Source organism: Pseudomonas sp. AC229, assembly GCF_979254655.1.
This window is the reverse complement of record NZ_CEEDHK010000013.1, coordinates 65,719-88,199: the sequence shown is the minus strand read 5'-3', so window position 1 is coordinate 88,199 and position 22,481 is coordinate 65,719. Positions and strand designations below refer to the sequence as shown.

At 61.4% G+C, this 22,481-nt stretch carries 21 protein-coding genes; 11 read left to right on the top strand and 10 right to left on the bottom strand.

The genetic code is table 11. The annotated features are described in order from the left end of the window. Positions 1-4 precede the first annotated feature (4 nt). A complete protein-coding gene (locus AC0IW7_RS18405; RefSeq protein ID WP_471819913.1) occupies positions 5-1,492 on the bottom strand; it encodes a helicase HerA-like domain-containing protein in 1,488 nt (495 codons plus the stop codon). Between the two features lie 128 nt (positions 1,493-1,620). On the opposite strand from AC0IW7_RS18405, the gene AC0IW7_RS18400 reads away from it, so the two are divergent. Further along, positions 1,621-3,498 (top strand): methyl-accepting chemotaxis protein, encoded by a 1,878-nt coding sequence (locus AC0IW7_RS18400; RefSeq protein ID WP_471819911.1) that lies wholly within the window; start codon positions 1,621-1,623, stop codon positions 3,496-3,498. 50 nt (positions 3,499-3,548) lie between these two features. Here AC0IW7_RS18400 and AC0IW7_RS18395 read toward each other — a convergent pair whose 3' ends face one another. Beyond that, positions 3,549-3,722: a hypothetical protein gene (locus AC0IW7_RS18395; RefSeq protein WP_463551651.1), complete on the bottom strand. Its 174-nt coding sequence runs from the start codon at positions 3,720-3,722 to the stop codon at positions 3,549-3,551. Between the two features lie 17 nt (positions 3,723-3,739). After that, on the bottom strand, positions 3,740-4,591 hold the full coding sequence (gene purU, locus AC0IW7_RS18390; protein ID WP_463551650.1) for a formyltetrahydrofolate deformylase: 852 nt from the start codon (positions 4,589-4,591) through the stop codon (positions 3,740-3,742). Positions 4,592-4,883: 292 nt separating this feature from the next. Between purU and mvaT the strand changes: the two genes are divergently transcribed. After that, positions 4,884-5,258 (top strand): histone-like nucleoid-structuring protein MvaT, encoded by a 375-nt coding sequence (gene mvaT / locus AC0IW7_RS18385; RefSeq protein WP_122492674.1) that lies wholly within the window; start codon positions 4,884-4,886, stop codon positions 5,256-5,258. A 110-nt stretch (positions 5,259-5,368) separates the two neighbouring features. Here mvaT and sbcB read toward each other — a convergent pair whose 3' ends face one another. Further along, a complete protein-coding gene (sbcB, locus tag AC0IW7_RS18380; RefSeq protein WP_471819909.1) occupies positions 5,369-6,802 on the bottom strand; it encodes an exodeoxyribonuclease I in 1,434 nt (477 codons plus the stop codon). 227 nt (positions 6,803-7,029) lie between these two features. On the opposite strand from sbcB, the gene AC0IW7_RS18375 reads away from it, so the two are divergent. From AC0IW7_RS18375 to AC0IW7_RS18345, 7 genes are all read left to right on the top strand, one after another. Continuing rightward, on the top strand, positions 7,030-7,842 hold the full coding sequence (locus tag AC0IW7_RS18375; protein WP_471819908.1) for a hypothetical protein: 813 nt from the start codon (positions 7,030-7,032) through the stop codon (positions 7,840-7,842). 92 nt (positions 7,843-7,934) lie between these two features. Continuing rightward, positions 7,935-8,660: an RDD family protein gene (locus tag AC0IW7_RS18370; protein WP_122492677.1), complete on the top strand. Its 726-nt coding sequence runs from the start codon at positions 7,935-7,937 to the stop codon at positions 8,658-8,660. Next, positions 8,657-9,634, top strand: coding sequence for a stage II sporulation protein M (locus tag AC0IW7_RS18365; RefSeq protein WP_471819907.1), 978 nt, complete (start codon positions 8,657-8,659; stop codon positions 9,632-9,634). The genes AC0IW7_RS18370 and AC0IW7_RS18365 overlap by 4 nt, the downstream gene beginning before the upstream one ends. Then, entirely contained in the window at positions 9,621-11,219 is a 1,599-nt protein-coding gene (locus AC0IW7_RS18360; protein ID WP_471819906.1) for a DUF4129 domain-containing protein, read from the top strand. The genes AC0IW7_RS18365 and AC0IW7_RS18360 overlap by 14 nt, the downstream gene beginning before the upstream one ends. Beyond that, positions 11,216-12,484 carry a DUF4350 domain-containing protein gene (locus AC0IW7_RS18355; protein WP_471819904.1) on the top strand — a complete coding sequence of 423 codons (1,269 nt, stop codon included), beginning with the start codon at positions 11,216-11,218 and terminating at the stop codon, positions 12,482-12,484. Before AC0IW7_RS18360 ends, AC0IW7_RS18355 begins: the two co-directional genes overlap by 4 nt. Next, positions 12,481-13,608: an AAA family ATPase gene (locus AC0IW7_RS18350; RefSeq protein ID WP_471819903.1), complete on the top strand. Its 1,128-nt coding sequence runs from the start codon at positions 12,481-12,483 to the stop codon at positions 13,606-13,608. The genes AC0IW7_RS18355 and AC0IW7_RS18350 overlap by 4 nt, the downstream gene beginning before the upstream one ends. A gap of 34 nt (positions 13,609-13,642) precedes the next feature. Then, positions 13,643-14,974, top strand: coding sequence for a DUF58 domain-containing protein (locus AC0IW7_RS18345; RefSeq protein WP_471819901.1), 1,332 nt, complete (start codon positions 13,643-13,645; stop codon positions 14,972-14,974). Positions 14,975-15,368: 394 nt separating this feature from the next. On the opposite strand, the gene AC0IW7_RS18340 is transcribed toward AC0IW7_RS18345, so the two are convergent. The 3 genes from AC0IW7_RS18340 to AC0IW7_RS18330 form a co-directional block, all read right to left on the bottom strand. Further along, positions 15,369-15,725, bottom strand: coding sequence for a PilZ domain-containing protein (locus AC0IW7_RS18340; RefSeq protein WP_122492681.1), 357 nt, complete (start codon positions 15,723-15,725; stop codon positions 15,369-15,371). A gap of 60 nt (positions 15,726-15,785) precedes the next feature. Continuing rightward, on the bottom strand, positions 15,786-16,208 hold the full coding sequence (locus AC0IW7_RS18335; RefSeq protein WP_471819900.1) for a DUF4124 domain-containing protein: 423 nt from the start codon (positions 16,206-16,208) through the stop codon (positions 15,786-15,788). A 95-nt stretch (positions 16,209-16,303) separates the two neighbouring features. Next, positions 16,304-16,675 (bottom strand): tetratricopeptide repeat protein, encoded by a 372-nt coding sequence (locus AC0IW7_RS18330; protein ID WP_471819898.1) that lies wholly within the window; start codon positions 16,673-16,675, stop codon positions 16,304-16,306. Positions 16,676-16,855: 180 nt separating this feature from the next. On the opposite strand from AC0IW7_RS18330, the gene AC0IW7_RS18325 reads away from it, so the two are divergent. Beyond that, positions 16,856-17,659: an outer membrane protein assembly factor BamD gene (locus AC0IW7_RS18325; protein ID WP_471819896.1), complete on the top strand. Its 804-nt coding sequence runs from the start codon at positions 16,856-16,858 to the stop codon at positions 17,657-17,659. 103 nt (positions 17,660-17,762) lie between these two features. Continuing rightward, positions 17,763-19,214: a pyruvate kinase gene (pyk, locus tag AC0IW7_RS18320; protein WP_471819894.1), complete on the top strand. Its 1,452-nt coding sequence runs from the start codon at positions 17,763-17,765 to the stop codon at positions 19,212-19,214. A 323-nt stretch (positions 19,215-19,537) separates the two neighbouring features. Here the strand turns inward: pyk and AC0IW7_RS18315 are convergent, their stop codons facing one another. From AC0IW7_RS18315 to AC0IW7_RS18305, 3 genes are read right to left on the bottom strand one after another with little or no spacing between them, the layout of a single operon-like run. After that, a complete protein-coding gene (locus AC0IW7_RS18315) occupies positions 19,538-20,311 on the bottom strand; it encodes an enoyl-CoA hydratase-related protein (protein WP_471819892.1) in 774 nt (257 codons plus the stop codon). Positions 20,312-20,319: 8 nt separating this feature from the next. Beyond that, the gene (locus AC0IW7_RS18310; protein WP_471819890.1) at positions 20,320-21,258 is read right to left on the bottom strand and encodes an iron-sulfur-binding ferredoxin reductase; all 939 of its coding nucleotides are present in this window, start codon (positions 21,256-21,258) and stop codon (positions 20,320-20,322) included. Continuing rightward, positions 21,251-22,378, bottom strand: a complete 1,128-nt coding sequence (locus AC0IW7_RS18305) for a GGDEF domain-containing protein (protein WP_471819889.1) — start codon at positions 22,376-22,378, stop codon at positions 21,251-21,253. The genes AC0IW7_RS18310 and AC0IW7_RS18305 overlap by 8 nt, the downstream gene beginning before the upstream one ends. Between the last annotated feature and the right edge of the window lie 103 nt (positions 22,379-22,481).

Below are 22,481 nucleotides of genomic sequence, written 5' to 3'. Positions count from 1 at the left end.
TGCTTCAGCGGCGTTTCTTTCCAAGTAACGAACCCAACAAGCCACGCACCAACTCGCGACCAATTTGATTGGCCGCTTGCCGTGCTGCGCTTTTCAACGCCTGTCCGGCGACACCGCCGAGCAACTCGCCTGCCATGTCGGCGAAGCTGCCACCGCTCTTGCCTGCATCCACAGGCGGCGCGTTTTGCGCTTCGCTACTGGCGGCGGCACGCGTGGTGAGACGCTCGTAGGCAGACTCGCGGTCGATGGGTTTGTCGTAGCGCCCGGCTTGCGGCGACTGACGAATCAACCCGGCGCGCTCAGCTTCGGTAAGCGGCCCGATACGCGACTGCGGCGGCGCAATAGCCACGCGCTGCACCAGGGCCGGCGTGCCCTTCTCTTCCAGCGTACTGACCAACGCCTCACCAATGCCCAGTTCAGTCAGCACGCTCAAGGTGTCGAACGCCGGGTTACTACGGAAACCATCGGCAACCGCTCGCAGCGATTTCTGCTCTTTGGCCGTGAACGCGCGCAAGCCGTGCTGAATGCGCAGCCCCAATTGCGCCAGCACGTCGTCTGGCAGGTCGCTCGGCGACTGGGTGACGAAATACACGCCGACGCCTTTGGAACGAATCAGCCGCACCACCTGCTCCAACCGTTCTTGCAGGGCCTTGGGCGTGTTGGCGAATAACAGGTGAGCTTCGTCGAAAAACAGCGCCAGCAATAGTTTGTCGGCGTCGCCGCGCTCGGGCAGTTGCTCGAACAACTCGGCCAGCAGCCACAGCAGAAAGGTGGCGTATACCTTGGGTGCTTCATGTACCAGGCGGCTGGCATCGAGCAAATGAATGCGGCCACGGCCGTCGGCGTCGGGGTGAAGAATGTCTTCCAGCTGCAGCGCCGGCTCGCCAAACAAGGCGTCGGCGCCCTGCTGTTCCAATACCGCCAGCCGGCGCAACAGCGCCTGACTGGAGCCGCTGGTAAACAACGCGCTGTCATCGCCGAGCAGTTGCGGGTGCTCTTTGAGGTGATTGAGCATGGCTTTGAGGTCTTTCAAATCCAGCAGCAACAAGCCTTCACGGTCGGCCACTTGAAAGGTGGCGTAGAGCGCGGCTTGCTGGCTGTCGCTCAGCTCAAGCAGGTTGCTCAGCAGCAGCGGCCCCATCTCGCTCAACGTGGTGCGCAGCGGATGGCCGCTGCTGCCCTGCACGTCCCACAAAGTAACGGGATACGCCTGCGGCGCGTGGTTGAGCCAGGGCATGCTGGCGATGCGCTCGGCCACCTTGCCCTGCGGCGTGCCGGCTGCACCGATGCCGCATAAGTCGCCCTTGATGTCAGCAGCGAACACCGCCACACCAGCGTCGCTGAAGGCTTCCATCAAGTGTTGCAAGGTCACGGTTTTGCCGGTGCCGGTGGCGCCGGCGATCAGGCCGTGACGGTTGGCCAAACGCATCGCCTGCGCCACCGGTTGCCCGGCCGGATCGGCGCCGAGAAAGAATTCGTTTTGCCCTGGCATTTCGCTCTCCTGATTTAAAGCTTTAATGCAGTGTGGCCGACATAAAAAAAGACACGGAGCCGAGTCGATCGACACACGCCTGCTAGCCAGCCAAGACTGGCGCCAGCGCCAACCGGACGCAACACGCCATGACCAAAAACCTGAAGTTCAGCCACAAGATTCTGCTTGCGGCCTCGTTAGTGGTGATCGCCGCATTCGCGCTATTCACGCTGTACAACGATTACCTGCAACGCAATGCCATCCGGGACGACTTGAACAACTATTTGCAAGAAATGGGTGAGGTGACGGCCAGCAACATCCAGAACTGGCTGGCGGGGCGTATCGTGCTGGTGGAGAGCACCGCGCAAAGCATTGCCGCCAACAGCGAACCCGATGCCGTGGCCAAACTGTTGGAGCAGAAGGCGCAGAAATCCACCTTCGACTTCACCTACCTGGGCAGCGCCGATGGGTCATTCATCATGCGCCCCACCAGCGAAATGCCCGCCGGTTACGATCCGCGTACGCGCCCTTGGTACAAAGACGCCATGGCCGCCGGCACCACCACGCTAACCGAACCCTATGTGGATGCCGCTACCGGCGCGCTGATCATTACCATCGCCACGCCCGCGCAAACAGCCGGCGTGGTCGGCGGCGACCTGAGCCTCAATGCCTTGGTGAAAATCATCAACTCCCTGGACTTCGGCGGCATGGGCTACGCCTTTCTGGTGAGCGCTGACGGCAAGATCCTGGTGCACCCAGACAAAAATCTGGTGATGAAAAACCTCAAAGACCTCTACCCCACCAACACGCCGAGCATCAGCAGCGCCATCAGCGAAGCCGAGGCCAATGGCGAAGCGCGCATTCTCACCTTTGCCCCGGTGAACGGCCTGCCGTCGGTGAAGTGGTACCTGGGCTTGTCGGTCGATAAAGACAAAGCGTATTCAATGCTCACCGAATTTCGCGCCTCGGCCATCATCATGACTATCGTCGCCGTGGTCGGAATCCTGTTCCTGCTGGGCATGCTGATTCGCGTGCTGATGCAACCGTTGCATGTCATGGCCGGCGCCATGCGCAACATCGCCCAAGGCGAAGGCGACCTGACCAAGCGCCTGGCTGTGCAATCCAACGACGAGTTCGGCGATCTGGCCTCTTCGTTCAACCAGTTCGTCGAGCGGATTCACAGCTCGATCCGGGAAGTGTCCTCGGCCACGGCGCAGGTCAATGAAGTGGCGAAGCTGGTGGTCAATGCCTCCAACTCCTCGATGGTGAACTCCGACGAGCAGGCCAACCGCACCAACAGCGTCGCGGCGGCGATTAATCAGCTCGGTGCAGCAGCGCAGGAAATCGCCCGCAACGCCGCCGACGCCTCCACGCAGGCGTCGGACGCCAAAGTGCTGGCTGAAGACGGGCGTCAAGTGGTGGAGAAAACCATCGTGGCGATGAACGAGCTGTCCGACAAAATCCGCACCTCGTGCGGCAACATCGAAACGCTCAACGGCAAAACCGTCGACATCGGTCAGATTCTGGAAGTGATCAAAAGCATTTCCCAGCAGACCAACCTTCTGGCGCTCAACGCCGCCATCGAGGCCGCGCGAGCCGGTGAAGCCGGGCGTGGGTTTGCCGTGGTGGCCGATGAAGTGCGCAACCTGGCGCACCGCACCCAGGAATCGGCGCAGGAAATTCAAAAGATGATCGAAGAGCTGCAAGTGGGCTCGCGTGAGTCGGTCACCACCATGACCGAGAGCCAGCGCTACAGCGAAGAAAGCGTGGAAATCGCCAACCGCGCCGGTGAGCGCCTGGGTAGCGTGACCCAGCGCATTGGCGAGATCGACGGCATGAACCAATCGGTTGCCACCGCTACCGAGGAGCAAACCTCGGTGGTGGAATCGCTGAACATGGACATCAACGAAATCAACATGCTCAACCAGGAAGGTGTCGAGAACCTGCACGCCACCTTGCGTGCGTGTGGCGACCTTGAACAGCAGGCCACGCGGCTCAAGCAGTTGGTGGATAGTTTCAGGATTTAACGCGTTCTCGCCGTTGGGCGTCGCTGCGCAGCGACGCCCAACTCAGCCCCTCACGCGTCAGGCTTTTTATCCGACTCTGGATGCAACTCCTCCCAAAGCCTGGCCGCCTCTTCAAACTCGGTACCCGTTTGTTCGTCCATGGCCTCCGGGTCATAGCGGCTCAGGCAACCTTCGCCCAACGTCGCGGGCGCGGTGGAGGTGGCGCGGTCGAGGGGATCACTCATGGGCTGCCTCGCAAGGGTTAATCGAACACCACGGTTTTGTTGTTGTGCACCAGCACGCGATCTTCCAAGTGATAGCGCAAGCCACGGGCGAGCACCATTTTTTCCACGTCCTTACCCAGGCGCACCAGCTCTTCGATGCTGTCGCGGTGGCTGATGCGGACCACGTCTTGCTCGATGATCGGGCCGGCATCCAATTCTTCGGTGACGTAATGCGAGGTCGCGCCAATCAGCTTGACGCCGCGCAACGATGCCTGGTGATACGGCTTGGCGCCGATAAACGACGGCAGGAAGCTGTGGTGAATGTTTATCACGCGCTGGGCAAATTCTTGGCACAGCTCCGGCGGCAGAATCTGCATGTAACGGGCAAGCACCACCACATCGGCGCCCACTTCGCGGACCAGGCGGGTCACCTCGGCGAACGCCGGCTCTTTATCCAGCGGATTGACTGGCACGTGATGGAAGGGAATGCCATGCCACTCGACCATGCTGCGCAGGTCGTTGTGGTTGGAGATCACGCACGGAATTTCGCAGTCCAGCTCGTCGCTGTGCCAGCGGTGCAGCAAATCGGCCAGGCAGTGCGATTCGCGGCTGGCCATCAGCACCACGCGTTTCTTTTGTTCTGAATCGGTAATGCGCCATTCCATCGAGAACTGTTTGGCGATGGGCGCGAAGGCCTGGCGGAAACCGTCGAGATCGAAGGGCAGCGAGTCGGCGCGAATTTCGTGGCGCATAAAGAACCAGCCACTTTGGTTATCCGAATGATGACTCGCTTCGGTGATCCAACCGTTATAGGTCGCCAGAAAGTTACTGACCTTGGCAACGATACCGACGCCGTCGGGGCAGGCGATTACCAAGCGAAAAGTGCGCATGCGGGAACTCCAGAAACTCACAAAGGCCGCCATTCTAGCGACAGCGCGGGAAAACTTCAGCAGTGGCGCACGCACCTTGGCGCGGCGTGCATATGGCCCTGCACAGTGCAGGGATTTAAACCCGAGTAACGCAAAGTCACTTTAACTATTTAGCGCTGGGTTGGTCTTACACAACGAGCGCAATAGTCTTGAAACTAATTCAGGCAAAACTTTTCAAACATGTTTACTTGTATTAAGTGCATGACTATTATCACCAACACTAACCCCCGACCTCCGATTCAAGGTATCGCCCATGTCTCTGATCAATGAATACCGCGCAACAGAAGAAGCCATCAAAGAACTGCAAGAGCGCCTGAAAAACCTCTCGCAGGATGACAAGCTGAAAAAAGAACTGGAATTCGAAGGCAAACTGCGCACGCTGATGGGCGAATACCAGAAATCGCTGCGTGACATCGTTGCCATGCTCGATCCAGATGCTAAATCCAGCAAAGCCCCACGTGCCGCTAAAGCCACTGGCAGCAAGCGTGCTCGTAAAGTTAAGCAATATAAAAACCCGAACACCGGTGAAGTCATCGAAACCAAAGGTGGCAACCACAAAACCTTGAAAGAGTGGAAAGCCAAGTGGGGCGCTGCAGCCGTTGAAGGCTGGGCAACTCTGCTCGACTAATGCAGCTTGGCCAATCTGCAAACCACGCGAGTGCGTTTCAGATTGCTCAGCGAGACATGAAAAAACGCCGGCTTATGCCGGCGTTTTTTATTGCCTGGTTTTTCTGATGCCTAGGGCAGCTCATAACGCTGGCGCAAATCCAGCGCGTAGTTCTGCCATTGCTGCAGCACAGCCTGCTGCGCGGCATCTGCCGTGCCCCAGGCCTGCTGCAAAGCGCTGTCGAACGCCGCCAAGGTATTGGGCGCGCCCCATTGTGGCGCGCTTAAACGCTGCTGGCAGAATAAGCGCCATTGCTGTTGTTCGGCCGACGTGAGGGTGTGAGGAAAGTTTCGCGCGCGGTAGCGAAACAATAGTTCCGGCAGTCGTGCGTCATCGAATGGCCATTGTTCCTGACCCAATCGTTGCGGTTCAGCGGTGCGCACTTGTTCACACAAGCGTCGATCACGGTCGCCTATAAAACCGTCATATAACTGCTGTTCCGGATCTTCGCTGGGGGTGAATTCTTCGGCGGCATAAACCGTTTGCAATTTTTCCTGCCAAGTTGCCTGGCTGGCGCGTAGTTGCTCGGCACGCTGTTCGATTGTTGCCATATCCAGTTGCAAGCGCTGTTTATCTTCTTCACGCAGCACGCCCATGGGCGCTACCACGGGGCAACGATTGATATGCACAAGTTTCAGCGGCACCGGCAATTGCCCCTCAGCCAATTGCTCGCGGCGGGTGTACAGCAACCGGCGCAAGTTTTCGCCGTCAAGCTCCAACAATGGTGAGAGGTCACTCTGCAAATCGCAAACAATCAGGGCGTTGCGATTGCGCGGGTGCCAGGCCAGCGGCATTACCACCGCCAAGTAATTACGCGCCGCAGAGAATCGGCCAGATATATGCACCATCGGTTGCAAAAGACGAACTTGGTCGAGCACCTTCTGTTTACTGCGCAGTTGATAGAGGTAGTCGTACAGTTTTGGTTGTGCGCTGCGCACCAACTTGGCCAGGCCGATGGTGGCGCGCACATCCGACAACGCATCGTGCGCTTGGCCATGGTCGATACCGTTGGCCGCAGTTAATCGTTCCAACTTGAGGCTGACGCGTTGTTCTTCCTGCGGCCAATTAATGCCCTCGGGCCGCAACGCATAGGCGGTGCGCACGACATCGATCAAATCCCAGCGGCTATTACCGCCTTGCCATTCACGGGCGTAAGGGTCGAAGAAGTTGCGGTACAGGCTGTAGCGCGTGACCTCATCGTCGAAGCGCAAGCTGTTATAGCCGGCGCTGCACGTAGCGGGCGCGGCCATTTCAGCGTGCACGCGGGTCATGAAGTCGGCTTCGTCCAGGCCCTTGCTCGCTAATGTTTGCGGGGTAATACCGGTGATCAGGCAGGCCATGGGGTGCGGCAGGATGTCGTCGCTGGGCCGGCAATACAGATTCACCGGCTCGCCAATCTCGTTGAGCGCTTCATCGGTGCGAATGCCGGCAACTTGCAGCGGTCGGTCACTGCGCGGGTCGATGCCAGTCGTTTCGTAGTCGTACCAGAAGATGCTTGCGCTCACGGCGAATCCTTATGCGGGCCTGCGGGGCGAAAATGGCGAAGGGAAAGCGGCGGCAGTCTAGCACCGCGCAAAACCACGACGCAGACGCTCAGTCACCGGAAAGCTACTGCTTACGCGGCATCGCTAAGTATGAAGCGCCGCACACACCGCGTGCGCGGGGCTTGTCGCCGAGATGGCCGACGGCTAGCATGCGGCCACTCGGAGAACCTACCCACAAGGAAGTAAGCATGACCGAATCCATTGCTCCAAATCCCTTCGCCGCACCCGCCAGCAACCTGCAAGCCATTGCAGATACCGGCAGCGTTCCCACTATTGAAGAAGCGTTGAGCCGCCGTTACGACTTCGGCGTCAGCGACCTGCTGGGCGAAGCCTGGCGCCTGACCAAGGGCACCAAAGGCATCATCATCGGCGGCTTCGTGGTGTTCTACGCCGCGCTGTTCGCGGTCATGAACATTCTCACCATCGTGCTGGCCGTCTTCGGCGTGGCCGGCGTAGCGGGCTTGGGCCTGATGAGCGGCGACGACGGCTCCATGGCCATGGGCGCGATGTTCGCCTTCATGATTGGCTCAATGCTCCTTGGCTTCCTGGCCACCGCCATGGTTTACCCGTTCCTGGCGGGCATCAACATGGTCGGCATCCGTGCCGCCGCCGGCCAGCCGGTGCGTTTCGGTGAAATGTTCAGCCACTTCGGTCGCTCGGTGCCGGTGGTCATTACCGCGCTGCTGATGAGCGTGCTGATCATGATCGGCTACTTCCTGTTCGTGATTCCTGGCATCTACCTGAGCGTTGCCTACATGCTCGCCATCCCGCTCGTAGTAGAGCGCGGCCTGTCGCCGTGGCAAGCACTGGAAACCTCGCGCAAAGCCATCGGCCAACACTGGTTCAAAGTGTTCGGCCTGCTGATGATCTTCGGCGTGTTGATGGCCCTCAGCGGTCTGACTCTGTTCATCGGCCTGCTGTGGCTGATTCCGTTGATGGTCGTGGCCATTGGCGTGCTGTACCGCACTATCTTCGGCGTACGTCCGGTACCGACTAACTAAGTCGACCCGATGCGACCGGGCTTGCTGCATAGCCCGGTTGCTTCCCCGCCTGCTGCTCGCTAGCATCGGGCTTTCCTCGACGCCGTGCCCCGATGCCTCACTCCCCTTCCCCCGCTCTTCCCTCCGCGCCTGGCACCTTGCTGGATACGCGCTTTCACGTGGAAACGCCGGAAGGCATCGACCTGGCCTTGCGCCCTGCTGGCCTGCTGGTACGCGCCCTCGCCTTCGCCATCGACCTGGGCCTTCGCGGCCTTATTCTGGGCTTCGCCGCCATTGTGTTAGCCCTGCTGGGCCAACTGGGCATGGGCCTGGGCGCGATTTTGTATTTCCTGGTGAACTGGTGGTACATGGTGCTGTTCGAGGTGCTCAACCAAGGGCAGTCTCCGGGCAAGCAGTTCATGGGCCTGCGCGTGGTGCACGACGACGGCACGCCGATTGGCTGGGCCGCCTCGCTGACACGCAACCTGCTGCGCTTTGTGGATGTGCTGCCCTTCTCCTATGCCTTCGGCATCGTCAGCTGCCTGAACAGCCGAACCTTCAAGCGCCTTGGCGACCTGGCCGCCGGCAGCGTGGTGGTGTACCGCGACGTTGCGCTGAAGCGCCCGCCGCTCGCCAATGCCGAACCGCTGCGGGCGCCGTTCCCGCTGAGCCTCAACGAGCAGCGCGCAGTCATGGCTTTCAGTGAACGTCAGGGCGAACTCTCCGCCGCGCGCCGTCAGGAATTGGCCGCCATTCTTGCCGAGCCCTTGCAAGTGCCTGCCGAGCAGGCCGAACAGCAGCTCAACCGCATCGCCAGCGGCTTGCTGGGGCCGACATGAAACAGATCGTATTCGAGAGCCGTCATCAGGCTGAGTGGCAACGCTTCACCGCGTTGCTCGAAAGCCTTGAGCGTGGCAAAGCCTCTGCCGAAGCCAGCCAAGCCTTCGCCGGCGATTACCGGCGCTTGTGTCATCAACTGGCGCTGGCGCAGGAACGCGGTTACAGCAGTTACCTGATCGATCAGTTGCAACTGCTGGCCATGCGCGGGCACCAGCAGTTCTACCGTCACCGCAGCCAATTGGGCGCGCAGATCATTCAGTTTGTGCTGGGCGGTTTTGCCCGTTTGGTGCGTGAGGAATGGCGCAGCGTGCTGATCGCCACGCTGGTGTTCTTCGGCACGCTGATTCTGATGGGCGTGCTGGTCTATGCCTTCCCCGACCTGATCTACAGCGTCATGGCGCCCGATCAGGTCGCAGATATGGAACACATGTACGACCCCGACGCCCGCCGTATCGGCCGCAATGAACGCGACGCCGGTGATGACTGGATGATGTTCGGCTACTACATCATGAACAACATCGGCATCTCCTTTCAGACCTTCGCCAGCGGCTTGCTGTTTGGCCTGGGCAGTCTGTTTTTCCTGCTATTCAACGGCCTGACCATTGGCGCCGTGGCCGGTCATTTAACCCAGGTGGGCTACACCGAAACCTTCTGGTCGTTTGTGATCGGGCATGGCGCGTTCGAGCTGACCGGCATCGTGTTCTCCGGCGCGGCCGGCTTGAAGATGGGCTGGGCGCTGCTCGCGCCGGGCCGGTTTACCCGCGCCGAGGCGCTGCGCCTGGCGGCCGGACGCGCCGTGCAACTGGTGGCGGGCGTCATCCTGTTCTTGCTGATCGCCGCGTTTATCGAGGCCTATTGGTCGTCGATGACCTTCACCACGCCGATGGTGAAATACATCGTCGGCGCCGGGTTGTGGACGCTGGTGCTGAGCTATTTCGTGTTTGCCGGTCGGGGTGTGCATGCGCCTGACTGACGCCAGCGTGGCCATTCGCCCGCGCAGCAACTGGGAAGCCATCGACCTCGGCGTGCTGCTGGCGCGGCAACACCTGCGCGTGCTGTTCAGCAGTTTTTTCCTCATCAGCTTTCCGGTGTTCGCCCTGATCACTGCGGTGCTGTGGAACTACCCCAGCGTCACTATGTTCCTGTTCTGGTTGCTCAAGCCGGCGTTCGACCGCTTGCCGCTGCATATCTTGTCGCAAGCGCTGTTCGGCAATACGCCGACCATCAAGCAGGCCGTCAAAGCCTGGCCGCGCCTGCTTAAGCCGCAACTGCTGGCGAGCCTGACCTGGCGACGCCTGAGCTTCACCCGCAGCTTCGATTTGCCCGTCATGCAGCTGGAAGGGCTGAGCGGCGAAGCGCGCAGCAAACGCCTGGTGGTGCTCGGCCAACGCAGCACCGGCGCCGCCACCTGGCTCACGGTGATTGGCGTGCACGTTGAAACCGCGCTGTTGTTCGGCCTTACCGCACTGTTCTACCTGATGCTGCCGCAGCAGATGAAAACCGATTGGGACTGGCAAAACCTGATCAACCCGGAAGCCGGCGAATGGCTGTGGCTGGAGCACTTGTACAACTCGCTGTACGTGTTGGTGCTGTGTGTGTGGGAGCCGGTATACGTGGCGTGCGGTTTCACCCTGTACCTGAACCGGCGCACCACGCTGGAAGGCTGGGACATCGAACTGACGTTCCGCCGTCTGCGCCAACGCCTTACGGGCATCGCCTACGTGCTGATACTCGGCTTCAGCGCATTGCTGCTGAGCACACCGGGCAGCGCCTGGGCCGACGATGAGCCGGCTGCGGTTGGCAGCTGCCCGATTCCGTTCGACGACCCGCTCGGCCCCGACAAAGACCGGCTCGCCAATCAATCGCTGACCAGCAAAGCCGCGCAAGCCAGCATCAGCAAAATTCTCGACGCGCCGCCATTCGAGAACCGCGAAACCGTTACCCGTTGGCGCTTCGGCGACGACGCCAAGAAAGAACCGAAAAAAGCCAAAGACAGCAACGAAGACGAGGCGTCCTCGCTGCTTGAGGGCATCAAGCACCTGCTCGAAGCGTGGCAAGGCATGAAGTGGCTGGCCAATGCAGTCGAAGTGTTGCTGTGGGGCGCGGTCATTGCGCTCGTGGTGCTGATTATCTGGCGTTACCGCGAATGGCTGAGCACGTTTACAGGACGCCTATCTCTGCCCAAACGGCAAAGGCGCGAAGTGCCAAGCATGCTGTTCGGCCTCGACGTGGCGCCCGAAAGCTTGCCGGACGATGTCGCCAGCACCGTCGAACGCCTGTGGAACGAACAGCCGCGTGAAGCCCTGGGCTTGCTCTACCGCGCCTTGCTCAGCCGTTTGCTGCACGACTACCACCTGCCGCTCAAAGGCTCGCACACCGAGGGCGAAGTGCAGCAATTGGTACAAAACCTTGAGCTTGGCGACCTCACCCGCTTCACCCAAGTGCTCACGCGCCATTGGCAAAACCTCGCGTACGGGCACCAAAACCCGCCCGACAACCTCAAGCGCGGCCTTTGCGAAGGCTGGCGTCGCTTGTTCCAAACGGGGGCGCAGGCATGAACCGGCGCGTCACGTTTGCCGTCGCGGCGGTGATCTTTTTCCTCCTCGGCTTGGCCGCTATCTATGTGATGAGCCTGGCTACACCCTATCAAAAAGAAATCAAACACGGCCCCTCGCCGGAAGTGGGCGCCAACCCCTACCTGGCGGCCGAAACCTTCTTGAAAGACCGACAGATCAGCGTCACCCGTGCCGACGGTCTGGAGGTGCTCAGCACCTTGCCGAGCCAAGGCAATACCTTGCTGCTGTTGGGCACGCGCGAAAAAATGACCCCACGGCAAACCGAGCGCGTGCTGGCATGGGCAGCCAAAGGCGGGCATCTGCTGGTGGTGGCCGAGTCGCTGTGGGATGAGGAAGAAGGCAAGAGTGACGACCTGCTGCTCGACAAACTGGGCATCCACCAACTGCTGACGGAAGACCTCGACCAAGACACCGACGTCCAAGACACCGAAGACTCAGAACAAGCCACTGCCGAAGACAGCAGCGAACAAGACGCACAGCGCGACGATTCAGACGAGCCGCAAGAACCCGGGCCTGGCGACGAGGCCGACGCGGACCTTTACCCCGAGCTGACCAAGCTGTATCTGGAAAACGAAGAGGCGCCGGCCTATATCAACTTCGATACCGACTACCACCTGTTCGACGCCAAGAACCAGGCCCAAGCCTGGGCCAACAGTGCCGACTCCACGCACATGCTGCAGCTCAACCACGGCGACGGCCTGGTAACGGTGCTGACCGACAGCTGGATCTGGCAGAACGAAAGCATCGCCGACTACGACAACGCCTGGCTGCTCTGGTACCTGACGCAAGACAGCAAGGTCACGCTGCTGTATCGCGCCGACCGCGACGACTTGCTCACGCTGCTGTGGCGCAACTTCCCCGAAGCGCTGGTGGCCTTGGCGCTGCTGGTCGCCCTGGTACTGTGGGCCAACGGCCGTCGTCAGGGTCCGCTGCTCGCGCCGGCCAGCCTGGCCCGTCGCCAACTTCAAGAACACCTGCGCGGTAGCGCTGACTTCCTGCGCCGCAACAGTGGCGCGCAAAGCTTGCTGCAAGGGCTGCAGCGCGATATCCAGCGCCAGGCCCGCCGTCGTCATCCCGGTTTCGAACGGCTGGACATTGCCACCCAATGGCAAGTGCTCGGCCGCCTCAGTCGCTTACCCAGCAGTGCCATTAGCCAAGCCATGCGTCCGCTGCCGAAACAGCGGATCTCCGCCACCGAATTCACCCGCCAGGTCGCCCACCTGCAAACCCTCAGGAATGCCCTATGAGCGAACAGACGCCCGAACAGCCCGGCCGCCCAGTCGATGCCCCCGCCACCGAACTGGAGCTGGACCCGCAAGCCCTGGAACCCACCCCGGCTCCAGCACCCGCTGCCATTGTTGGCGCGCTGACGCCACCGCCTGCCCCGGCCCCTGCCGCGCCGCCGGCGAACGCCCAGCGTCAACGCGCCACCCAGTTGGCCCAAGCGCTGCGCCAGGAATTGCAGAAGGCGCTGATCGGCCAGACCGCCGTGATCGACGACGTGCTCACGGCGCTGTTGGCCGGCGGCCACGTGTTGCTCGAAGGCGTGCCGGGCTTGGGTAAAACCCTGTTGGTGCGCGCACTGGCCCGCTGCTTTGGCGGTGAATTCGCGCGTATCCAGTTCACGCCCGACTTGATGCCAAGCGACGTCACCGGCCATGCCGTGTACGACCTGCAGTCCGAGCAGTTCAAGCTGCGCAAAGGCCCGGTGTTCACCAACTTGCTGCTGGCGGACGAAATCAACCGCGCCCCGGCGAAAACCCAGGCGGCGCTGCTGGAAGTGATGCAAGAACGTCAGGTCACGCTGGAAGGTCGCGCGCTGGCCGTGGCTCAGCCGTTTATGGTGCTGGCCACGCAGAACCCGATTGAACAGGAAGGCACTTACCCGCTGCCCGAAGCCGAGCTCGACCGCTTTATGCTCAAGCTGCGCATGGATTACCCGCAGCTCGAAGAAGAGCTGACCATGGTCCGCCAGGTCAGTCGTTCATCGCGCGCCGACATGCTTGACGTGGTGCCGCTGCGCCCGCTGCTGCAAGCCAAGGATGTGCTGGCCCTGCAGAAAATCGCCAGCGATCTGGCGCTTGATGAGCAGGTGCTCGACTACGCCGTGCGCCTGGCGCGTGCCACGCGCAGCTGGCCGGGTCTGGCCATTGGCGCCGGCCCGCGTGCATCCATTGCCTTGGTGCGCGGCGGTCGTGCGCGTGCACTGCTGCGTGGCGGCGACTTCGTGACCCCCGACGACGTGAAAGGCTGCGCCCTGGCGGTGCTGCGCCACCGCGTGCGCTTGTCGCCGGAACTGGATATCGAAGGGTTGTCGGTGGATCAGGTGCTGCAACAACTGCTCGACCAGGTGGCAGCGCCGCGTCTATGACCCACTTCGCCATGTCCGCTAATAAAGGGCCGCAATGAAACCGTCGCGCCTGCTGTTGCTGCTGCTTGGCGGCTTGCTGAGCCTGGCCATTGTGCTGGGCATCTTGCAGGCCGTAGACGTGCATGTGCCGCCGACCTTGCACACGCTGTGGTGGGCGGCGCTGCTGGCACTGTTGCTGGTCAGCGGCCTGGACGTGCTGTGGCTGCGGCAACTGCCCTCGCCACAGCTGACACGCACCTTGCCCGGCAATTTGTCGCTCGGCCGTTGGGGTGAGGTGCAACTGGTCGCGCAACACGGCTTGCGTCATCGCCAGCAACTCGAGGTGTTCGACCACGTGCCCGCCGGCATGGACGTCGACTACCTGCCGCAACGCATCGAGCTGCGCCCTGGCGAGCAAACGCAATTCAGCTACCGCGTGCGGCCATTGGTGCGTGGGCACTTCGCGTTCGAACGCTGTGAGTTGGGCATCCCCAGCCCACTGAAACTCTGGCAAGGCCGGCGCTACGTGGAGCTGCCAGGCGCCACGCGCGTGTACCCGGACTTCGCAAGGCTCTACGACGCCAGCCTCAAAGGCGTGGACGACTGGCTTGGGCAACTGGGCGTGCGCCAGCAACAGCGCCGTGGCTTGGGTCAGGAATTCCAGCAGCTGCGCGAATTCCGCGATGGCGACACCTTGCGCCAAATCGACTGGAAAGCCACCGCACGCAAACGCACGCCGATTGCCCGCGAGTATCAAGACGAGCGCGACCAGCAGATTATTTTCCTGCTCGACTGCGGCCGGCGTATGCGCAGCCAGGACGGCGACCTTTCACACTTCGACCACGCCCTCAACGCCTGCCTGCTGCTCAGCTACGTGGCCTTGCGCCAAGGCGACGCTGTGGGCATGGCGACGTTTGCCGGCGACCAGCCGCGCTTTCTGGCACCGGTCAAAGGCCAGGCGCATTTGAACGTGCTGCTTAACGCGGTGTACGACCTGCAAAGCACGCAACGTCCCGCCGATTACGCCGCAGCCATCGACGCCCTGCTCGCCCGCCAACGCCGCCGCGCGCTGGTGGTGATCGTCAGCAACCTGCGCGACGAAGACGACGAAGAGCTCCTGGCCGCCGCCAAACGCCTCGGCCGCCAACACCGGGTGTTGATCACCAGCTTGCGCGAAGAAGTGCTCGACAGCCTGCGCCACAACCCCGTGCACACCTACGAAGAGGCGCTGGCCTACTGCGGCACCGTGGATTATTTGAACGCGCGGGCCGGGCTGCATGAACGGTTGATCGCCCATGGCGTGCCGGTGCTGGATGCAAGGCCGAGCCAGTTGGGGCCGGAGCTCGTCGAGCGGTATCTGGCCTGGAAAAAAGCCGGCGTGTTTTGATTCTTTCTGGACGATCGCCGGGTCGTCGGCCTGGCGGCGTTGCGTCCTCGCTTTAAATGCTCACGTACAAAAGTACGCTGCGCTTTAAAGCTGCGGGGCGCCTTGCCAAGCCTTAGCCCCGACGATCTCGAATGGCGGCGAACATACGGCATCGCCAAACTGCGTCTGTGTAGGAGCGGCTTTAGCCGCGAGCTTTTCGATCAACAGCTCGCGGCTAAAGCCGCTCCTACAGAGAGCCCAGCGGCGGACTCGGATCTGCGCTGCGCCCCTCCCTCTCCCCTAACCCCTCTCCCGCAAGCGGGCGAGGGGAATCAATTCACGCACGACTTCGCCCCCTCTGCCCGTTTACGGGAGAGGGCTGGGGAGAGGGTTTTGATGGCAGAGCGAAAAGCAGCTAAACCGGCGTAGCCAAGGTTTGAAACGTGAAGTACTGACGCAGCGCGTCAACCATTTCCACGTAATCCGGCGGCGGTGCCACCAGCGAGAAGCCTGAGTCCCAACCACCCGGGGTGACATCTTCGCGGCACCATTGGCAGGTGGCGGAGAAGTTGATGATTCGCTGGCCGGTCGGCCCCGGAATTTTCAAACACATTTCAAACCGCGCGCCAACGAGCATGGGCAACTCGCTGATCAGCATCAGGCCGTCGAGCGACACGTTGCCGATATGGCCCATGGGTTTGTCGGTGATGCGGTTGAAGACATTCAGGTAAGACGGCAGCTGATGTCGATCGATTCGGCGTTCACTTCGCATGATGGCAAATCGCTATGGACGGCGCCTGAGTATGGCCGCTGCTTATAGGGAGGGCCAGCCTCAGTCGCAGTCGCGAGCAATTTGTTGGCTGATTTGGCGACGAGCGGTGTCCAGCTGCTGGTCGCTGTAATACTCGCGGTCGCCCTTGTCATTGACGGAGTAGTACGTGCTACCAGCGGGAATCTGCGCCAGTTTGTTGCGTAGGCTTGCGCAGTAATTGTGGACTTCGGCCTGCTGTTTGCTCGCGCGCTGCTGGGCTTGCGCTTGCTCTTCACGGCGCGCGTTGTAGAAATTGTCGGTGCGTTCCTGGCGCTGGCGGGTGGCTTCATCGCGCTCGATCACTTGCGGCTTCACCGCCACAGGCGCCGAGCCTGAAACCTGGCGCTGGTCGAAGTGCACCGTGCCATTGGCATCCGTCCATTTGTAGATTTCTGCCGCCGCCACACCGGGCAGCAGCGCGACGCATAACAACCACATGCGCATAGCCTTCCTCCTTGAATCAACGCCACATTCAGCGCCTGGCTATCTTCGCTAAGCGCCGTGGGCTTGCCAATAGCGCAACGCCGGCGCTGAGAAAATTACAGCGGTGCAGCGGACGTTTTGGCGGTTTCGCTCGGCCGGTGGCCAAGCTGCTGCAACGTGTCCAAACGCGCGCGGGCGCGGTAGGCGTACTCGCTCGACGGGTAGCGCGCGATGATGAACTGGTACGTTTGCGCCGCGTCCACGAAGAGGTTTTCACGTTCCAGGCACTGGCCGCGCAACAGCGAGATTTCCGGTTGTACATAACTGCGCGAACGGCTTTTGCGCTCGGCCTGCGACAGCTCCAGCATGGCCTTGTCGCAATTGCCGGCGTTGTATTCCTGGTAAGCCTGATCCAGGTGGTAATCCATGGTCATGCTGTTGCAGCCTGCGGCGCCGAGCACCACCGCACCAATAAGTAAAAATCGCATGGGCAAATCCTCCGATGTGGAGTGTATCGACAGCCTTGAGAAAAACTGCAGAGCAGGCTGAGCATATCCTCCGATTGGAGATGCGTCAGCGCCCTTGGTCCATCTGCGCCGCCTGACTAGACTGGCCGAACCGGGCCGCAGCGCACCGCCCGGCACTTCTATAAAAGCCAAGGAACGCCCATGCCCGCCCGCCGCTTTGTGCCGCTGTTGTATTGCCTACTTGTGCCCGGCTGCGCACCTACCACGCCGCTGTTTATCGCCCAGGTCACCACGCAGGAAGTCGCCGAATCCAAGGAAAGCAAAAACAACCGCATGCTTGGCGCCATCGAAGACGAAGGCGACTTGCTCACCTACAGCGCCATGGCCATTCGCGACGGCACCAGCGCCAAGGCTGAAACCACGTACTTGCAGGGCTATCAGGACGACAAGCTGAGCGACGAGGTACGCGCCATTTCCCTGTACCAGATCGGCCTCATTTATATGAGTCGCTTCAATGACCAGCGCGACGACACCAAAGCCCTTAACACCTTTTATAAAGTGCGCAATGAGTTCGGCCAAACCCGGGCCGCGGCACGCAGTGAACAACGCATTGCGCTGATCAATCAGCGCGCCAACGAGCCGCTGCAACAGAACGCCCGCGAACTGCTGGCCAACTGGAAACCCAGCCAGAATCTCAACCTCGACCAGCCTAGCCTCGACCCGGACATGACCCTGCTCTCGCGCCGCGCGGTGCTCAAAGACCGCGTCGCCGACGCAGAGGAGCTGTACCGCGTGGCGCTCAAAGACCCGGCGGTAGAACCCTCCATAAAGGAAGAAGCGCTGTACCAGGTAGCGCTTATGTACCTGGCGCCGGACAACCCGCACCCCAGCCGCGACAAGGCCATCGAGTACCTGCGCCAGTTGCTGGCGCAATACCCCAACAGCGAATTGCGCGACAAAGCCGAGCGCCATCTGGACACCGCGCTGAACACCATCACACCTTGAGCAGCGCGCCATATAACGAGGAGTAAGGTAGTGCAAGCGAACAATGACTACAGCGGCGCAGCATAGTAGCCTCGGCTTCTGCTCGCCCTTCGGAGTCTTTCGCATGACCTTTCGCCGCACCAAAATCGTCGCCACCCTCGGTCCCGCCAGCAATTCCCCGGAAGTGTTGGAACAATTGATTCTCGCGGGCGTCGACGTCTGTCGCCTGAACTTCTCCCACGGCACCCCCGACGAACACAAAGCGCGCGCCATCCTGGTTCGTGAAATCGCCGCCAAGCACGGTCGTTTCGTGGCACTGCTCGGCGACCTGCAAGGCCCGAAAATCCGTATCGCCAAATTCGCCGACAAGCGCATCGAACTCAAAGAAGGCGACAGCTTCCGCTTCTCCGTCACCCACCCGCGCGATGCCGGCACGCAAGAAGTGGTCGGTATCGACTACCCGGACCTGATCAAAGACTGCAAAACCGGCGACGAGCTGCTGCTCGACGACGGTCGTGTGGTGATGCTGGTGGAATCCACCACCGCTGACGAATTGCACTGCCGCGTGCTGATCGGCGGCCCGCTGTCGGACCACAAAGGCATCAACCGTCGTGGCGGCGGCCTGACCGCGCCGGCCCTGACCGCCAAAGACAAAGCCGACATCAAGCTGGCTGCCGAGATGGAGCTGGACTACCTCGCCGTCTCCTTCCCGCGTGATGCCGCCGACATGGAACTGGCCCGCCGTCTGCGTGACGAAGCCGGTGGCACCGCCTGGCTGGTGGCGAAAATCGAACGCGCCGAAGCGGTGGCCGACGACGAAACCCTGGATGGCCTGATTCGCGCCAGTGACGCCGTGATGGTGGCCCGTGGCGATCTGGGCGTGGAAATCGGCGATGCCGAGCTGGTCGGCATTCAGAAGAAAATCATTCTGCACGCGCGTCGCTTGAACAAAGCGGTGATCACCGCCACGCAAATGATGGAGTCGATGATCAGCAGCCCGATGCCAACGCGCGCCGAAGTCTCGGACGTGGCCAACGCCGCGCTGGACTTCACCGACGCCGTGATGCTGTCGGCCGAAAGCGCCGCCGGCATGTACCCGATCGAAGCCGTCAAGGCCATGGCCCGCGTGTGTCTGGGCGCTGAAAAGCACCCGACCAACAAGCGCTCCAGCCACCGCCTGGGCCACACCTTCGAGCGTTGCGATGAAAGCGTAGCGCTGGCTGCCATGTACACCGCCAACCATTTCCCGGGCGTGAAAGCGATCATCGCGCTGACCGAAAGCGGCTACAGCCCGCTGATCATGTCGCGCCTGCGTTCCCAGGTACCGATTTTCGCCTTTACCCCACACCGCGAAACCCAAGCCCGCGTGGCCATGTTTCGCGGCGTGTACACCGTACCGTTCGACCCGGCAGCGCTGCCGGCGAACAAGATCAGTGAAGCGGCGATTGAAGAGTTGGTGAAACGCGGCGTGGTACAGCCAGGGGATTGGGTGATTCTCACCAAGGGCGACAGCTACCACACCACCGGTGGCACGAACTCGATGAAGATTTTGCACGTGGGCGAACCGCAGGTCTGAGACTCTCCCGGCGCCGATTTCCGGGTCGTCGGCCAGGCGGCGTTACGTCCTCGCTTTTAATGCTCACGTACATCAGTACGCTGCGCTTAAAAGCTGCGGGGCGCCTTGCCTGGCCTTAGCCCCGTAAATCTCGGTTGCTAAAGGCACGATGCAACCCTGTGGGAGCGGCTTTAGCCGCGATGTTTTTGATCTTTAAAGCATCGCCTCAGATCATGATTTGTAGGAGCCAGCTTGCTGGCGAATCCATCAGGCGACGCCGATTAGCGTCGTTTGCAGGGTTCGCCAGCAAGCTGGCTCCTACGGGTTTGGAAGGTGCGGTGCCCTCACGCGAACTTGGAAAAATCCGGTTTGCGCCGCTGCATAAACGCCGACAACGCTTCAATCGCTTCCGGTGACCGCAGGCGCTGGTTGAATAAAGCGCCCTCCTCCTCGATCACCTTTCTCAGCTGTTCCCTTCCCGGTTTGCGCATCAGGCCTTTGCTGTCTTCCACCGCTTTGGGCGGCAGTTGCAGGAAGCGCATGGCCATTTCTTTAGCGCGAGCCAGCGTCGCCGCGCCATCTTTCAACGCTTCGTTGGCAATGCCCCACGCGGCAGCTTGTTCGCCACTAAAAGACTGGCCCAGCAGCAACAATTCGGCAGCTTTGGCGTGGCCGAGCATTTGCGGCAGGATCAGGCTGGAGCCGTATTCAGGGCACAAGCCCAACGCCACGAACGGCATTTTCAACACGGCGTCCTGGCTGACGTACACCAGGTCGCAGTGCAGCAGCAACGTGGTGCCGATGCCAACAGCCGGGCCGGCCACGGCTGCCACCACGGGCTTTTTCATTTCAAACAAGGCGCGCATAAAAAAGAACACCGGGCTGTCCATGCCGGTGGGTGGCTCTTGCAGGAAATCGGCGATGTCATTGCCGCTGGTGAAGCAGTCTTCACCACCGCAAATCAGCACGGCACGAATGCTCGAATCGGCGTCGGCTTCTTCCAGAACTTCGGCCATGCGGCTGTACATGGCGCGGGTGAGCGCGTTCTTTTTATCCAGACGGTGCAGGCGCAGGGTCAGCAGACCCGCTTCGCGCTCGACCAGTACATGTTCGCTCATAACCATCCTCACGCATGGGGCAAGAACAGGTCCGCGTACAGTTGGCTGCGCGGCAAACCTGCCAGGTAGAGCCGGCGCGAGAAGGTTTCGACAACGGCCGGCTGGCCGCAGAGTAAGGCGAGGGTTTGCCGTGAAACAAGGCGTAGTTCGGCCAAAGCGGCTGGCAACTCTGCCGCATTCACCAGCTGAATTTCGAGCTGCGGATGGGCATCAGCGAGGGCGTTCAATTCGCTCGTCAGGTAATGCGCCTCGGCGTTGGCGGCCACATGCATCAGCCGGATCGCGCCCTCATGGTTTTGGCGTAACGCTTCGCGCAATACGCCATACAGCGGAGCCAAACCGGTGCCCGCCGCCATCAGCAACAGCGGGCGTTGCTGCCAGTCCGGGTCATAGTGCAAGGCGCCGCCGCGCAGTTCGCCCAAGCGCAACATGTCGCCCGCCTGCAACTGCCGCGCCGCGTCGCTAAACGCGCCGTGCTGACGACAGTCGATGTGAAACTCCAGCCAAGGATCTTCACCCGCCACGCTAGCCAGCGAATACGGCCGGGCAATGCCCGAGGCCGTCCACAGCAACACATGCTGGCCCACGCGATAGCGCAGCGGGCGCTCCGGCACCAGCCGCAGGCGCAGCACCGTGGCGCTGGGCCAATCGAGCTGCGCCACGGTGGCGGGCAGACCGTCGCGCAGCGGGTCGTACACCTCAACGCTGAGGTCGTCCACTACTCGGCACTGGCAGGCCAACCGCCAGCCTTGCTCACGCTGGGCGGCGGTCAATGCTTCGGGTTTGGCGTCCAGCGGTTCGCCGCCAACGCAGCGCACCATGCACGCATGACAACTGCCGGCGCGGCAGCTGTATGGCACGGCAATGCCGGCTCCGAGCAAGGCATCCAACAAATTACTGCCAGCGGTTAACGGGTACGCCTGCCCGGCCACCTTCAGTTCAGGCACCGCTGTTCTCCCACGCCGCGTGGCAGCAATTGCGGCCGCTGTGCTTGGCGCGGTATAGCGCCTGATCGGCGCGGTGCAGGGCTTCGTCGAGGTCGTCGCCGGCTTCAAGCAAGGTCATGCCGGCGGACAAGCTGATGCTCTTCACTTTCAAGCCCACCGGTTCCGCGTTGGCAAATGCCTCACGCAGGCGCTCGCAGCACGCGGTGAGTTGGTCGGCGTCGGTGCACGGCAACAACAGCACAAACTCTTCGCCGCCGTAGCGCGCCAGCACATCGCCGTCGCGCAGGCAGGCTTGTGCCACCGTGGCGAAGGTTTGCAGCACGCGGTCGCCGCTGGCGTGGCCGTGTTGGTCGTTGATGCGTTTGAAGTGGTCGAGGTCGATCAGTGCCAGGCCGTGTTGCATGCCAGGGCTGAGGCTGGCCAATTCACGGGCTGCCAGGCGCAAGAAATGACGGCGGTTGAACAGGCCGGTGAGCTCGTCGGTGGCTACCAGGTCTTCAAGCTGACGCATCATGCCGCGCAAGGTGTCCTGGTGAGCTTGCAAGGCGAAGCGGCGTTGGCGCATGCGTTGGCGCAGCGCCTGCACATAGCCGGCGAACAGGCTGAACCAGACCAACGTCACCAACAGCACGCCCACTTGCAGCAACGCCAGTTTCGGGTCGGGCAGACGCATCTGGTAGGCGTCCCACAAATTCACGCTGGCGAAACCAAAAAACGCGAACGCGGCGCAGCGCGCAAACACCCGGGGCGCCAGTTGGAACACCCCGAACATCAGAATCAATAGATAGAACACCAGCATCGTGCCGCGCGCGGTGTGCAGGTTGTACATGAGGTAAGTGTGCATGCTCAGGGCGACGAGCACCTGAGGCGCGGTGAGGCTGGGGTCGTTAAAGCGAAGGTTGATGCCGCTGATGAAGATGGCGAAGAAAATCAGTTGGCTGACAATCACCATGCCGGCGCAAATCAGCGCAGCGCCGGGTTCGGCAGAGTATTGGCCGCCCGCTACCAGCAGGCCGAACAACAGCAGTGCCAGTCCATAAGTAGCCGCCGCCATGCCAAACCGCTTCAGTAGCAGGCTCTGCAGGGCTTTCTGTGTCCCCTTTTTAGTGGCGCTGCTCATGGGCTCCGTCCCGTACTGGCATCGTGCCGTCACTGTACCTAGCTCAAGGCAAAAAACCTAGTACACCAACACGTGCGTTAATCGACCAAGGTCTATCGTCAGC

Excerpts from the sequence above, each read along its gene's own strand:
- pyk (WP_471819894.1), top strand. The coding sequence starts at position 17,763 with ATGACCTTTCGCCGCACCAAAATCGTCGCCACCCTCGGTCCCGCCAGC.
- AC0IW7_RS18360 (WP_471819906.1), top strand. The coding sequence starts at position 9,621 with ATGCGCCTGACTGACGCCAGCGTGGCCATTCGCCCGCGCAGCAACTGG.
- AC0IW7_RS18400 (WP_471819911.1), top strand. The coding sequence starts at position 1,621 with ATGACCAAAAACCTGAAGTTCAGCCACAAGATTCTGCTTGCGGCCTCG.
- AC0IW7_RS18370 (WP_122492677.1), top strand. The coding sequence starts at position 7,935 with ATGCCTCACTCCCCTTCCCCCGCTCTTCCCTCCGCGCCTGGCACCTTG.
- AC0IW7_RS18405 (WP_471819913.1), bottom strand. The coding sequence starts at position 1,492 with ATGCCAGGGCAAAACGAATTCTTTCTCGGCGCCGATCCGGCCGGGCAA.
- AC0IW7_RS18325 (WP_471819896.1), top strand. The coding sequence starts at position 16,856 with ATGCCCGCCCGCCGCTTTGTGCCGCTGTTGTATTGCCTACTTGTGCCC.
- AC0IW7_RS18315 (WP_471819892.1), bottom strand. The coding sequence starts at position 20,311 with ATGAGCGAACATGTACTGGTCGAGCGCGAAGCGGGTCTGCTGACCCTG.
- AC0IW7_RS18345 (WP_471819901.1), top strand. The coding sequence starts at position 13,643 with ATGAAACCGTCGCGCCTGCTGTTGCTGCTGCTTGGCGGCTTGCTGAGC.
- AC0IW7_RS18350 (WP_471819903.1), top strand. The coding sequence starts at position 12,481 with ATGAGCGAACAGACGCCCGAACAGCCCGGCCGCCCAGTCGATGCCCCC.
- AC0IW7_RS18395 (WP_463551651.1), bottom strand. The coding sequence starts at position 3,722 with ATGAGTGATCCCCTCGACCGCGCCACCTCCACCGCGCCCGCGACGTTG.
- AC0IW7_RS18335 (WP_471819900.1), bottom strand. The coding sequence starts at position 16,208 with ATGCGCATGTGGTTGTTATGCGTCGCGCTGCTGCCCGGTGTGGCGGCG.
- mvaT (WP_122492674.1), top strand. The coding sequence starts at position 4,884 with ATGTCTCTGATCAATGAATACCGCGCAACAGAAGAAGCCATCAAAGAA.
- AC0IW7_RS18375 (WP_471819908.1), top strand. The coding sequence starts at position 7,030 with ATGACCGAATCCATTGCTCCAAATCCCTTCGCCGCACCCGCCAGCAAC.
- AC0IW7_RS18340 (WP_122492681.1), bottom strand. The coding sequence starts at position 15,725 with ATGCGAAGTGAACGCCGAATCGATCGACATCAGCTGCCGTCTTACCTG.
- AC0IW7_RS18355 (WP_471819904.1), top strand. The coding sequence starts at position 11,216 with ATGAACCGGCGCGTCACGTTTGCCGTCGCGGCGGTGATCTTTTTCCTC.
- AC0IW7_RS18365 (WP_471819907.1), top strand. The coding sequence starts at position 8,657 with ATGAAACAGATCGTATTCGAGAGCCGTCATCAGGCTGAGTGGCAACGC.
- AC0IW7_RS18330 (WP_471819898.1), bottom strand. The coding sequence starts at position 16,675 with ATGCGATTTTTACTTATTGGTGCGGTGGTGCTCGGCGCCGCAGGCTGC.
- AC0IW7_RS18305 (WP_471819889.1), bottom strand. The coding sequence starts at position 22,378 with ATGAGCAGCGCCACTAAAAAGGGGACACAGAAAGCCCTGCAGAGCCTG.
- purU (WP_463551650.1), bottom strand. The coding sequence starts at position 4,591 with ATGCGCACTTTTCGCTTGGTAATCGCCTGCCCCGACGGCGTCGGTATC.